Below are 12,167 nucleotides of genomic sequence, written 5' to 3'. Positions count from 1 at the left end.
CATCCTTCAGGCCCATGCTTCGTCACCTTCTATCGATCACTCGCCGCTTCGTCGCCCGTGGCGGCGATGCGCCGGGCATGCTCGGGTGCGGAAGTGGTTTCGCGCATCGCGCAAGCTTTGCATCGACCGGGGGCCGCTGTCATGACCTTCGTTGATGCATCCGATCTCGCGTCGGACGAACGCCCGACGACGCATCGGCGCGGCGCCGGCTTTGCGCGGCGGTCGTATTGGCTGCGCTGCATCGGCCTCGCGATGGGCTTCGTCCTCGTTCAGACGGTGCTGTGGATGCAGCATGCATCGGCCGGCGCGCGGCTATTCGTGCTGGCGTATTGCTTCGGCTGGCCGCACGTCGCGTTTCTGATCGCGCGCAGCGGCGCCTACCCGGACCGCAGCGAGCGACGCAATATCTACGTGGACAACCTCGCGGGCGCGATGATCGTCGTCGCGATGAAGTTCGCGTGGCTGCCGTCCACGCTCGTCCTCTTGATGTTCATGATGAACAACGTGGCGGCGGGCGGCGCGCGCCTGCTCGCGCGCGGCTCGCTCTTTTGTCTCGCGGGATTCGCCCTCGGCGCGCTCGTATTTGGCGTCGGATTCGACTGGGGCAGCGTGTCGGCGAGCACCATCGCGAGTGCGCCGATGCTGATCGTCTATCCGTTGTCGCTCGGCATCGTCACGCACCGCACGGCGATCAAGCTCGCTGAGCGCTCCCGCGCGCTCAAGCATCTGAACGAACGCGACGTGCTCACCGGCCTACTGAACCGGGCGACGCTCGCGCGGCGTCTGGACGACACGCTCGCGCGGGCGCGCGCGGACGGTACGCGCGTGAGCGTGCTGTTCATCGATCTCGACGAGTTCAAGGTGGTGAACGATTCGCTCGGCCATCATCACGGCGACGAATTGCTGGCCACGGTCGCGGCGCGGCTCATGACGACGGCGGGCGTCACGGAGCAGATCGGGCGATACGGCGGCGACGAATTCGTGATGGTGTCGACGCTGCCCGCGCTGGAAGTGGTGACGTCGCTGGCCGCGCGGCTCATCGACGCGGTGAACGCGCCGGTGCGGCTCGGCAGCGACACGGTCGGTCCGCGTCTGAGCGTGGGCATCAGCACGTGTCCCGAAGACGGCAATGAAGCACAGCCGCTTCTGAACAAGGCCGACGCGGCGATGTATGCGGCCAAGCACGGGGGAAGGAACCGGTGGGTCGTGTTCGAGGAAGGATTGGCTGAGGCGGAGGTGTACGGGTAGATCGACGGCTGATATTCGTGAGACGACGCGCGTCGCGGTCAGCAACGCGCTTCATTGCGTCGGGCTACGAAGGCATTTTTTGTGGTCCGTAGCGCCGCCGTCCCCGCATTGGAAACTGGGCAGCATAGACCACGCACGGCGAGCGCAACTCCTTGCAATTTGCAACGCTCTACGAAACCGCGCCCGTATCGACCAAGCTTCATTGCGCGACCGAATCGAGCCCGGTCTTGCGTACGGTCGGCTGCGCGGCGGGCGATGCGAGGAACCGGAGCAGCGCCCGCGCTTCGTCCGGATGCCTCGCGCCGACCGGAATGCCGGGGTCGCGAACGGCGACTATCGAACATCGCGGGCGTATCGGCGGATCAGTTCGACGGAATGCGGCTCGCCATCCTTCGATACGTCCCGGCATAACGCGACGCGCGATTGGCCACGGCGCCGGTCGCGTTCAATTCGATGGGTCAAACGAGTGGAGCTGCGAGTTGTGCATAGCGCGCTTGCTCGCAGCGAGTCGAGCATCGGATAGAGGACGATGGTCATCGAACTCATATCGAGCGACGCGACTCCGGCAACGGGCTGCATGCAGCGCCTTGCGCGGCGGACATTCTGCAACGTCGAGGCGTCGGCTCGAAGGCGACACGCGCGAACCCCGGCATCGACTATTCATGCTTGTTCGACCAACCCGCGCCGCCGCCACGCCCTACTTGCCACTCGCCCCCGACGCCCCGCCCGCCTTCCCATGCTGCCGCGCAGTCTCATCGCGCTTCAGTTCCGCCGGCGGCGTGCCGGTCTGGGTCGCGCCGCCCTGGCCGCCCTGCGGACTCGCGCCTTGCCCGCTCTGTCCCGACTGCCCGCCGCGCACGCCGAGCCCTTCGTTGCGCTGCTGATTGCCCGGCGTCGCCTGCGCGAGCAGCAGGGCGGAGCCGCCCGCGTCGTTCGCCGAGGCGGACGTCGCGGCGATTACCGCAGTGGTGAGCACCAGACCCAATGCCGCTGTGTACTTGCCAGTCATTGCATTCTCCTTCGATTATTCGACCAGCATCCGTGCAATGCGCATGCCACGCGCGGCATCGCAGCGCTTACCACTCTACGCAAATCTTCCCAAGATGCGCCGCGCTTTGCTGATAGCGGAACGCATCCGCGAGCGCATCGAAGTCGAAAGTCTTGTCGATGACGGGCCGCACGCCGCTCTGTTCCAGCGCGCGCACATACTCCTGCTGTTGCCGCCGGCTGCCGACGATCAGCCCCTGCAAGCGCGCCTGCCGCGCCATCAGGAGCGACGTCGGCACGATGCCTTCGCGCCCCGTCAACACGCCGATCAACGAGATATGCCCGCCCACGCGCACCGCCTCGATGGACTGCGCGAGCGTGCCGGGCCCGCCTACTTCGATCACGTGATCGACGCCTCGTCCGCCGGTCAGCTCAAGCACCTGCGCCGCCCACTTCTCGTGTTTGCGGTAGTTGACGACCTCGTCCGCGCCGAGCGCCTTCACGCGCTCCAGCTTCTCGTCGGACGACGACGTGACGATGACTCGCGCGCCCATCATCTTGCCGATCTGCAACGCCGCAATCGACACGCCGCCGGTGCCGAGCGCGAGCACGGTATCGCCCGCCTTCAGCGCGCCGTCCACCACGAGCGCGCGCCACGCGGTGAGCCCCGCTGTCGTGATGGTCGCGGCTTCGGCGTGAGCCCAGCCGCGCGGCGCGTGGGTGAAAGCGGTCGCCGCGCGCACCACGTGCATCGCCGCCATGCCGTCGATGCCGTCGCCCGGCGTGCCCGCGAAGTTGCCCACCTCGGCTTGCGCCGCGCCGTCTAGCCATTGCGGGAAGAAGCACGACACCACAGCGTCGCCGACGGCGAACTCGGTCACGCCCTCGCCGAGCGCCTCGACGACGCCCGCGCCGTCCGCCATCGGCACGCGGCCATCGGCGGTCGGGCTCTTGCCGCTCACCACGAGCAGATCGTGAAAGTTGAGCGATGTCGCGTGTATCGCAACGCGGATCTGTCCCGGCCCCGGCTCGCCCGGGTCGGCGATGTCGCGAATCTCGAGCTTGTCCAGTCCGCCCGGCGCGCGGACGACGAATGCCTTCATCAGAATCTCCTTGGCCGCGCTGCGGCAGTGAATCGGTCGCGCGCTGAAAAGCGCACGCGACTCACGCCGCAACTCGTGGACCCGCTCCGTCTTGCGCGCGCGGTCAGCCTTTCTCGCTATCGAGATGCGCCATCTGCACGGCCGCATAGCGGTCTCCGGCGGCGGCGCCCTTTGGCACCGCGGCCTCGATGGCGGCGATATCGTCCGCGTTCAGCGAGACATCCAGCGCGCCCAGCGATTCGTCGAGCCGCTCCCGCGTGCGCGCGCCGATGACCGGCACGATGTCCTCGCCCTGCGCGAGCACCCACGCAATCGCGATCTGCGCCACGCTCACGCTCTTCTTCTGCGCGATCTGCGCGAGCGCATCGACGAGCGCGAGGTTGCGCTCGACGTTGCCGTCCTGAAACCGCGGGCTGTGCGCGCGCCAGTCGCCCCCTTGCGCCGATGCCTTCGTCCAGTGGCCGCTGAGGAGGCCGCGCGACAGCACGCCGTACGCCGTCATGCCGATGCCGAGTTCCCGGCACGCCGGCAGGATCGCGTCCTCGATGCCGCGCGAAATCAGCGAGTATTCGATTTGCAGATCGCACACCGGATGCACGGCCGCTGCCTTGCGGATGGTCGCCGCGCCCACTTCGGACAGTCCGACGTGGCGCACGTAGCCCGCCTGGATCATGTCCGCGATCGCGCCCACGGTGTCTTCTATCGGCACCTTGGGATCGAGCCGCGCGGGGCGGTAAATGTCGATATGGTCCACTTGCAGGCGCTGCAACGTGTAGGCGAGAAAGTTCTTCACCGCATTGGGCCGCGCGTCGTAGTCGGTCCAGTTGCCCGCCGGGTCACGCATGCCGCCGAACTTCACGCTGATGATCGCCGAATCGCGGCGCGACGGCGGCGCGCTCTTCAGCGCCTCGGCGATCAGCAATTCGTTGTGGCCCATGCCGTAGAAGTCGCCGGTATCGAGCAGCGTGACGCCGGCTTCGAGCGCGGCGTGAATCGTCGCGACGCTTTCCGCGCGGTCGGACGGGCCGTACATGCCGGACATGCCCATGCAGCCGAGACCGATGGCGGACGATTGCGGTCCCGTCTTGCCGAGTTGACGCACTTTCATGTGGGTTCTCCGAACGAGATAGTCAGACGATGGAGCCCGCGAACCCGGGCTTGCGATGCATTATCCGAGCAAACCCCGCGTGCGATAATCCGCCTCAATGCGAATGGGCTGTGCGCCGAGGCGAACAATGAGCGAACCGGATCTGTCGGACCTGCATGCGTATCTCGCGGTGGCGCGCTCGCGCGGCTTCCGTCAGGCGGCGCTCTTGCGCGGCGTGTCCGCTTCGTCTCTGAGCGACGCCATTCGCCGTCTCGAAGCGCGGCTCGGCGTGCGGCTCCTTAATCGCACCACGCGCAGCGTGACGCCGACGGAAGCCGGGCAGCGTCTGATCGAGCGGCTCACGCCCGCGTTCGCGGAGATCGCCGGCGCGCTCGACGCCGTCAACGTCTTTCGCGACAGTCCCACCGGCACGCTGCGTCTCAATGTGCCGACCATCGCCTCGCGGGAAATTCTTCCGTCCATCATTCCGCGCTTTCTTGCCGCGCATCCGGGCATCTCGCTCGAAGTCAGCGCAACCGACAACTTCATCGACGTGCTCGCCGCGGGCTTCGACGCAGGCATCCGCTACGACGAAAGCATCGAGCGCGACATGATCGCGGTGCCGATCGGACCGCGCACGCAACGCTTCGTCGCGGCCGCCGCGCCGGCCTATCTCGAAGCGCATGGTGAGCCGAAGCATCCGCGCGAACTGGTGAACCACGCGTGCATCGGGCATCGCTTCGAGAGCGGCGTGCTCGCGTCGTGGGAATTCAAGCGCGGCGGCAAGACGGTGCGCATCACGCCGCGCGGGCCGCTTGCCACCACGTCGATCGAACTGAGCCGCAGCGCCGCCCTCGCCGGACTCGGCTTGACCTATACCTTCGAAGAGTTCGTCCGCGCGGAGATCGAGCGCGGCACGCTGGTTCCCGTGCTCAAGCCGTGGTGGCAGAGCTTTCCGGGGCCGTCGCTCTACTACCCGAGCCGTGCTCATATGCCGGGGCCGCTGCGCGCGTTCGTCGATTTTCTTCGGGCCGAGAACGCGTCGCGAGTCGAAAAGTAACTTCTACCGCACGCCAAAAAACGTGCAGTAGATTCTTTAGACAAAAGCTAAAGTCGGTCTGGGGCGGGTCGTTAAACAAGCAAGAAGAGCAACACCTGGTTACAAACTCGGTAAGTCCTTCCTAAAGCGATTCAACTGCAAACGTTTGCACTCTTGCACTTCCGAATGGTGAACGCCACGGAAGCGAACGCGCTCGGCAGTTGAATCGAAGTTAATGCAGCTTTGCCCGCCCGCAGGGATACGCGGGACGCATGGCCCGTTGCCGACCCGCCCCTGAAACGGCGCTCCGGACAGCACGCCTCTTCTTAACGATGCACGCTTGTCTATCAGTAGTACTTACCATACTAACCAACAAAAAGTCATGACCCAGACCACCACTCGACGCCTCTTCGCGCGCAAGGCGGCCATCGCCGCCGCAATGACCACGGGATTGCTGCTTGCCGCTTGCGGCGGTGGCAGCGCCGCCGACTCCGCCTTCGATGCAGCCGCAACCGCGAAGGCCTCGACCGTGCCGGGCAGCATTTTCTACGGCATCAACGGCCACAATAACGAAGGCGGCGCGTACGACATTTCGACGCCCACGCTTCAGCTTCAACAGGTGAAAGACCTCGGCGCCACGCTTTACCGCAACGAGGTGTACAACCTCGGTTCGGCGACCAAGCTCGCCGGCATCGCGAAGACGGCAGCAGCGGCAGGCGTCACGGTTTATCCGGTGTTGCTCATCGGCGTGAGCAGCTTCACGAACGAAACCGATGCCTACAACGCGGGCTTCACGCTCGGCAAGCAAACGGCAACGGCGTATAAGTACCCGTACTACGAAGTGAGCAACGAGCTCGACAGCAGCCTTCTGACCGGCAATGTGGACGGCGTGTATCCGCAGCAGTTCGTCAACGCCAAGTTCCAGATTGCGCGCGGCATCGTGCGCGGCATGATCGCGGGCATCAAGTCGGTGGATACGAACGGCAAGATCATCATCGGCGGCGGCGCGTGGATGCACTACGGCTTCGACCAGATGCTCTGGAACGGCACGCAGCCGGACGGCACGTCGGGCTATCCGAAGGTGACGTGGGACATCACCGCGTGGCACTGGTATTCGGATCAGGGCGACATCACGCATGCTTGCGGCGGCACGGGCTGTCACGACATCCTCGCGACGCTGCAACAGTTCGGCAAGCCGATCTGGATCAACGAGTTCGGCGTGCGGCCGTGGCTCGGCACGGATGACCAGATCGCGGCGTACCTCGTGGGCAACAAGATGATGGCGCAGTTCGTTTCGATCGCTTCCAAGTACAACATCCAGTCGATCCAGGCGTATCAGCTGTACGACGACCCCGCAGGCGGCGAAGGCAACTACGGTCTCTTGAAGAACGACGGCAAGACCACCAAGGCGGCCTACAGCGCGTTCAAGAACTTCGTGGCGGCAAACCCGAAGTAAGCGGTACGCGGGCAGATCGACATAACGATCTGCCCGCTCAGACATCGACGAATACTGGACGACGACGCGCTTCGCGAATGAAGCGCGTCGTCGTCCATTGTATTGTCGACCGGTATGCGCGTTGCTACGACGAGACGAACCGGCGGACAAGGACGATGCCGCCGGCTCGACCACTCACCTGTGACTCTGGCACAGAGCAAGGAGCGCGCTATGAGCGACAAGGCATTTCTCACCACGCGACAGGGACATCCTGTTCCCGACAATCAGAGCCTGCGCACCGTCGGCGAACGCGGCCCGGCGACGCTGGAAAATTATCCGTTCATCGAAAAGATTACTCACTTCGATCGCGAACGCATTCCCGAGCGCGTCGTGCATGCGCGCGGCACCGCGGCTCACGGCTATTTCGAGCCGTACGGCAAGATCGGCAATGAACCGGCATCCAAGTACACACGCGCCAAGGTCCTGACGCAAACCGGCGTCAAGACGCCCGTTTTCCTGCGCTTTTCCACGGTGATCGGCGGCAAGGAGTCGCCCGAGACGGCACGCGATCCGCGCGGCTTTGCCATCAAGTTCTATACGGAAGACGGCAACTGGGACCTCGTCGGTAATAACCTCAAGATTTTCTTCATCCGCGATGCGATCAAGTTCCCCGACATGATCCACGCGTTCAAGCCCGATCCTGTCTCGAACCGGCAGGAACCGTGGCGCTTCTACGATTTCATCGCGCATCATCCGGAATCGCTGCACATGGTGACGTGGGTCAAGAGTCCGTGGGGCATTCCCGCCGACTACCGCCACATGCAGGGTTCCAGCGTCAACACGTACAAGCTCGTGAACGATCAGGGCGAAGCGGTGCTCGTCAAGTTCTCGTTCGAGCCGAAAGCGGGCGTCAGGAATCTGACCTCGCAGCAGGCGTCCGAGATTCAGGCGAAGGACGTGGGCCATGCCACGCGCGACCTGTACGACGCGATCGAACGCGGCGAGTATCCCGAGTGGGAAATGTGCGTGCAGATCATGTCGGACGACGAGCATCCCGAGCTCGACTTCGATCCGCTCGACGACACGAAACGTTGGCCCGAGGACAAGTTTCCGCTGCTGCCGGTGGGACGTCTCGTGCTCGACCGGAACCCGAAGAACGTGTTCGCCGAAACGGAGCAGTCCGCGTTCGGCACCGGCGTGCTGGTGGACGGCATCGACTTCTCCGACGACAAGATGCTGCAAGGACGCACGCTCTCGTATTCGGATACGCAGCGGTATCGCGTCGGCCCGAACTATCTGCAACTGCCGGTCAATGCGCCGAAAAACGGCGCGCGCACGAATCAGCGCGACGGGCAGATGGCGTACTACGTCGATCAGGCGGGCGAGAATCCGCACGTCAACTATGAGCCGAGCATGATGGGTGGCCTGAAAGAAGCGCCGAAGAAGGAGCACGACTACCACCAGTGGGTCCAAGGGCATCTCGGACGCTATCAGACGTCGCGCACGCAGGACGACTACAAGCAGGCCGGCGAGCGGTATCGCACGTTCGAGGATTGGGAGCGCGATGACCTGATCGCGAACCTCGTCGAAGACATGAAGGCGTGCCCGAAGCCGATCGCGCTGCGCATGGCGTGGCACTTCTGGCATTGCGATCCGGACTACGGAACGCGCGTCGCGCAGGGCGCGGGCATCGACCTCGAAGAAGCCAAGAAGCTGCCGCCGCTGGAAGGCAAGCCGCTTCCCGGCGAAGGCCGCGAAACGCCGGCCTACACGACCAACGAGCCGGAAGCCGAAGCGGCGCGTTGATCGACGAACGGTTCGGGGCGCATGATGCAAGCGCTCCGAGCCGTGCGCGTGGCTAGAAGAATCGCGGCGCGAGAAAGATGGTCAGCGCCGCGATCAGCCATGCGGCGAGTCCGCCGAGAATCGCGAGCCGGTAGTCCACGAAATGCACGAGCACGTAGCATGTTCCCAGAAACACGAGGTAGGCGGGAATGGTGCGCGCGCCGGAGAGGCACGTGGTCCTGAAACCGCCCGCATCGCCCTTTGCGCCGACCACGAGGAGCGCCATGATCGCGAAGGTGGGCGCAAGAGGCAGAATGCCGGGAAGCACGTTGCCCCGTTTGGATGCCATCGCGATCAGCGCGGTGACGAGACCGCCGAGCAGACCCTTCCACAATACGTCCATCGAATTTCCGTTTGATGCAGGTGCGAAGCGGGGATTATAGGGAGAGTGGGACGGGCGTGGGCGCTCCACCACCTTCGGCTCAAACCACCCCCTCATCACACCGCGCCTCGCCCCACTGCGCGAGCCGCCCCACTTCCACCCGATTCCCGCCGCCCGCCTTGGCCGCATACAAGGCCCGGTCCGCCGCGCCGAGCACATCGGCGAGCGCGCTCTCGGGCGTGCCGGACCGCGCGAGGCCGATGCTCACCGTCGCCCGCAACTCCGCGCCGTTCGCGCCGCGAGAGGTCGCCGCGGCGAAGCGTCTGACGACGTCCTCCGCGAGCTCTTTCGCCCGATCGCCGTGCGGCCCGGCCAGCACCGCCGCGAACTCTTCGCCGCCGATGCGCGCGAGAACCGCTTCCGGTCCCAGCACGCTTCGCGCGACGAGCGCGAACGTCTTCAGCACTTCGTCGCCGGCCTGATGGCCGTATCGGTCATTGATGGTTTTGAAGTGGTCGAGGTCGATGGCGAGCACCGACACGTCGCGCCCGGCGGCCGCGCGCGCGCCGTCTTCGAAGAACGAGCGGCGATTGCCGAGCCCGGTCAGATAATCGGTCTGCGATTGCCGCAAAAGCTGTGCGTGAGCTTCATCGCGGACGAGCCGCAGCAGCGTCATCGGCAAGAGGACGGAATAGAGGATGCCCTCGTACATCGTGATCTTGGCGATCAGCATCAAAAGCGGCGTGCCGAGCGCCGCCATCCACGGAAGAACGCACGCGCGCGCGGCGTAGAGGAGCGCATGCACGCCGCACACGATCACGGCGATGCGCCGCGCCGGTCCCCAGTGCATGCGGTCGCTCCGCAGCAATTCGCGCGAGGTCATCGCGGCCGCGGCGGCGATGGGCAGCGCGCTCGCATAACTCCACACGGTCTCCTGCCAGCGCACGCCGCCGATCGCCCACGCGAGCGCCTGCACGGCGAGCAGGCCGATGGAGAACGCCCGATAACGCCGCCCGTTCAACGCCGCGACGCCGCGCAGGATCAACAGATAGCCCGCCTCGATAACGAGGTTGCTCAACGCCGAGCCGAGCACGCCCGGCACCGCGTGCCGGAACGACGCCGCCCCGCAGCCGATGGCGAGCGCGCCGTATCCCGCCGCGAGGATCTTGAGTTCCCTGCTGCGCCCGGGGTTCGTGCGATGTTCCCAGAACGTCATCCCGCAACTGACGAGAAGCGTTCCGACGACTAGGACATAGAAGGTGATGAGGTCGACACGCATGCGCTCGCTTGCCTGATATCTGCTGGAAATGACGATTCCATACGAGGGAGTTAACGGCTCGACGCATCGAATGCTGAAGGGCGCGTTGAACCGCGAAGCGCCGCCCGGCGGTACCATGTCCGTTTCGCCGCACGGCTGCGCACGCCTGTCACATGGAACTGAAGCAGATCCAGTACTTCATCGCGCTATTCGAAGAAGGCACCGTCACGCGGGCGGCCAAGCGCCTCAATATCGCACAGCCCGCGTTGAGCATGCAGATCGCGAAGCTCGAAGCCGAGCTGCGGCAAACGCTTTTCGAACGCGGGCCGCACGGCATGGCGCCGACCGAAGCCGCGCGCCTCATGTACCGGCTCTACACGCCGATCATGCGCGACATCGGCCATGCGCGCGAGCAGCTGAGCCGGCGCGATGTCATCGTGACGGGGCGCGTGTCGCTCGGCATGGTGTCGTCGGAGGCGCAGAGCGTCTTGCCCGAATCGCTCGCGCGCTTCGACGCCCTCTTTCCGCAAGTGGAAGTATCGGTGGCGGACGGCTTCAGCGCGCAACTCATCGACGCCGTGGAATCCGGCCGGCTCGATGCCGCGATCATCAACAAGCCGCGCGGCCGCCTCGCGTTGGATGTCGAGCCGCTACTCGTGGAAGAAATGGTGCTCGTGACGAGCGCGGCGCACGGGCCGGATCTGCCGGAGACGATCGACCTCGTCGCGCAGTCCGACATCGAACTCGTGCTGCCCACGCGGCGCAACGGCCTGCGAGGGGCGCTCGACGCCGCGCTCATGGCGGCTGACATCGTCATCAAGCCGAAGTTCGAAATCGACCTTCTCAGCACGATCGTTCAGTTCGTCGAGCAAAGCAGCGTCGCGACCATCCTGCCGCGCGTCGTCGTGCAGTCGAAAGTGGACGAAGGACGGCTGCGCGTGCGCACGATCGACAAGCCGCCCATCGTGCGCCACATCATTCAGGTCACGCATCCGAAGCGGCCCATTGGGCCGGCGGCGCAGGCGCTCATCGCCATCATCACCGAGGAGATCCGGCGTGTGACCACGGGCGCGCCGGCTCCTTCCGCATGATGCGAATCAGCCGCGGCGCGCAGTCGTTGGCACCGTGCGCGGCGCATCGCTGCGCGTGCCGAACAGCGTGTCGCAGATCGGGAAGGTGAGATTGAAGTTCTGCGTCGCCATCTGCTCGGGATCGTGATGCGTCACGTGCAGCCGGCGCACCGTGTTGACGAACGGCACGCGGTCGAGAAACGGACTGTCCGTGACATGCGAGAGCGTGTGCAAGCCTTCGTACATCAGGTAGTACGCCGCCATCGTCAGAAGCGCGATATAGCCTGCGTTGCGCGTGAACACGAAGCCGATCAGCAACGCGAGCGGCGCGGCCGCGAGCACGAACGCGACCGGCGCGAACGGCGGAAACAGCAGCGCGCGCCAGTGCTTGTGGCCTTTGTACTCCAGCGTCACATGCGTGAAGAAGCGGTGATGCACCGCGCAGTGGCGCTTGTAGACCATGCTGAAGTACTTCGTCGGCCGATGCAGCACATAACGGTGCGCGGCCCATTCCGCCCAGTTGCCGAACAGAAAGAGCGGCACGACCGCGAGCCATTCGGCGAACGTCGGCGCGTGAAGCTGCATGGCGCAATACACGATCACCGCCGTCGTGAAGACGAGCGTGAAACCCAGATGCATCTCTCCGCGATACCACTTCGGCGTCGCATCCACGTATTCGTCGCGGAACTTGTACGAGCGCGCGCGAACGTCCTCGTCATATTTCATGATGAGCGTCTCCAGTGTTTCTATTAGAGGATGCGGGCGCGTGCGTC

The 12,167-nt window shown here is 65.1% G+C and carries 11 protein-coding genes and 1 pseudogene; 5 read left to right on the top strand and 7 right to left on the bottom strand.

The window, feature by feature from the left end; translation table 11 throughout:
• Positions 1-141 precede the first annotated feature (141 nt).
• Positions 142-1,248 carry a sensor domain-containing diguanylate cyclase gene (locus NCR34_RS22615; RefSeq protein WP_248323543.1) on the top strand — a complete coding sequence of 369 codons (1,107 nt, stop codon included), beginning with the start codon at positions 142-144 and terminating at the stop codon, positions 1,246-1,248.
• A 199-nt stretch (positions 1,249-1,447) separates the two neighbouring features.
• Here the strand turns inward: NCR34_RS22615 and NCR34_RS22610 are convergent.
• The 4 genes and pseudogenes from NCR34_RS22610 to NCR34_RS22595 all read right to left on the bottom strand — a co-directional run.
• Positions 1,448-1,564 (bottom strand): annotated as a pseudogene (locus NCR34_RS22610) (substrate-binding domain-containing protein); the annotation flags it as partial.
• Between the two features lie 381 nt (positions 1,565-1,945).
• Positions 1,946-2,257 (bottom strand): hypothetical protein, encoded by a 312-nt coding sequence (locus NCR34_RS22605; protein ID WP_250501076.1) that lies wholly within the window; start codon positions 2,255-2,257, stop codon positions 1,946-1,948.
• A 67-nt stretch (positions 2,258-2,324) separates the two neighbouring features.
• A complete protein-coding gene (locus NCR34_RS22600) occupies positions 2,325-3,338 on the bottom strand; it encodes a zinc-dependent alcohol dehydrogenase family protein (protein ID WP_248323545.1) in 1,014 nt (337 codons plus the stop codon).
• A gap of 103 nt (positions 3,339-3,441) precedes the next feature.
• On the bottom strand, positions 3,442-4,446 hold the full coding sequence (locus NCR34_RS22595; protein WP_250501075.1) for an aldo/keto reductase: 1,005 nt from the start codon (positions 4,444-4,446) through the stop codon (positions 3,442-3,444).
• A gap of 127 nt (positions 4,447-4,573) precedes the next feature.
• Between NCR34_RS22595 and NCR34_RS22590 the strand changes: the two genes are divergently transcribed.
• The 3 genes from NCR34_RS22590 to NCR34_RS22580 all read left to right on the top strand — a co-directional run bounded on the left by NCR34_RS22590 (position 4,574) and on the right by NCR34_RS22580 (position 8,705).
• Positions 4,574-5,485, top strand: coding sequence for a LysR family transcriptional regulator (locus NCR34_RS22590; RefSeq protein ID WP_248323547.1), 912 nt, complete (start codon positions 4,574-4,576; stop codon positions 5,483-5,485).
• Between the two features lie 361 nt (positions 5,486-5,846).
• Entirely contained in the window at positions 5,847-6,920 is a 1,074-nt protein-coding gene (locus NCR34_RS22585) for a glycoside hydrolase family protein (RefSeq protein ID WP_248323548.1), read from the top strand.
• Between the two features lie 210 nt (positions 6,921-7,130).
• Positions 7,131-8,705, top strand: a complete 1,575-nt coding sequence (locus NCR34_RS22580; RefSeq protein ID WP_248323549.1) for a catalase — start codon at positions 7,131-7,133, stop codon at positions 8,703-8,705.
• Positions 8,706-8,757: 52 nt separating this feature from the next.
• Here NCR34_RS22580 and NCR34_RS22575 read toward each other — a convergent pair whose 3' ends face one another.
• Complete coding sequence (locus tag NCR34_RS22575; protein WP_248323550.1) at positions 8,758-9,087, bottom strand: GlpM family protein; 330 nt, start codon at positions 9,085-9,087, stop codon at positions 8,758-8,760.
• Between the two features lie 79 nt (positions 9,088-9,166).
• Complete coding sequence (locus NCR34_RS22570; RefSeq protein ID WP_248323551.1) at positions 9,167-10,345, bottom strand: GGDEF domain-containing protein; 1,179 nt, start codon at positions 10,343-10,345, stop codon at positions 9,167-9,169.
• A gap of 152 nt (positions 10,346-10,497) precedes the next feature.
• On the opposite strand from NCR34_RS22570, the gene NCR34_RS22565 reads away from it, so the two are divergent.
• Entirely contained in the window at positions 10,498-11,415 is a 918-nt protein-coding gene (locus NCR34_RS22565; protein WP_248323552.1) for a LysR family transcriptional regulator, read from the top strand.
• 6 nt (positions 11,416-11,421) lie between these two features.
• Here the strand turns inward: NCR34_RS22565 and NCR34_RS22560 are convergent, their stop codons facing one another.
• On the bottom strand, positions 11,422-12,120 hold the full coding sequence (locus NCR34_RS22560) for a sterol desaturase family protein (protein ID WP_250501074.1): 699 nt from the start codon (positions 12,118-12,120) through the stop codon (positions 11,422-11,424).
• Positions 12,121-12,167 lie beyond the last annotated feature (47 nt).

The sequence above is a fragment of the Caballeronia sp. GAWG1-5s-s genome, from assembly GCF_023631445.1.
Taxonomy (GTDB): Bacteria; Pseudomonadota; Gammaproteobacteria; order Burkholderiales; family Burkholderiaceae; genus Caballeronia.
Note: the sequence above shows the minus strand (reverse complement) of the source record. Positions and strands in the feature narration are given on the sequence as shown.

Coding starts and splice junctions, on each gene's coding strand:
- NCR34_RS22575 (WP_248323550.1), bottom strand. CDS start 9,087: ATGGACGTATTGTGGAAGGGTCTGCTCGGCGGTCTCGTCACCGCGCTG.
- NCR34_RS22605 (WP_250501076.1), bottom strand. CDS start 2,257: ATGACTGGCAAGTACACAGCGGCATTGGGTCTGGTGCTCACCACTGCG.
- NCR34_RS22580 (WP_248323549.1), top strand. CDS start 7,131: ATGAGCGACAAGGCATTTCTCACCACGCGACAGGGACATCCTGTTCCC.
- NCR34_RS22615 (WP_248323543.1), top strand. CDS start 142: ATGACCTTCGTTGATGCATCCGATCTCGCGTCGGACGAACGCCCGACG.
- NCR34_RS22585 (WP_248323548.1), top strand. CDS start 5,847: ATGACCCAGACCACCACTCGACGCCTCTTCGCGCGCAAGGCGGCCATC.
- NCR34_RS22570 (WP_248323551.1), bottom strand. CDS start 10,345: ATGCGTGTCGACCTCATCACCTTCTATGTCCTAGTCGTCGGAACGCTT.
- NCR34_RS22600 (WP_248323545.1), bottom strand. CDS start 3,338: ATGAAGGCATTCGTCGTCCGCGCGCCGGGCGGACTGGACAAGCTCGAG.
- NCR34_RS22595 (WP_250501075.1), bottom strand. CDS start 4,446: ATGAAAGTGCGTCAACTCGGCAAGACGGGACCGCAATCGTCCGCCATC.
- NCR34_RS22565 (WP_248323552.1), top strand. CDS start 10,498: ATGGAACTGAAGCAGATCCAGTACTTCATCGCGCTATTCGAAGAAGGC.
- NCR34_RS22590 (WP_248323547.1), top strand. CDS start 4,574: ATGAGCGAACCGGATCTGTCGGACCTGCATGCGTATCTCGCGGTGGCG.
- NCR34_RS22560 (WP_250501074.1), bottom strand. CDS start 12,120: ATGAAATATGACGAGGACGTTCGCGCGCGCTCGTACAAGTTCCGCGAC.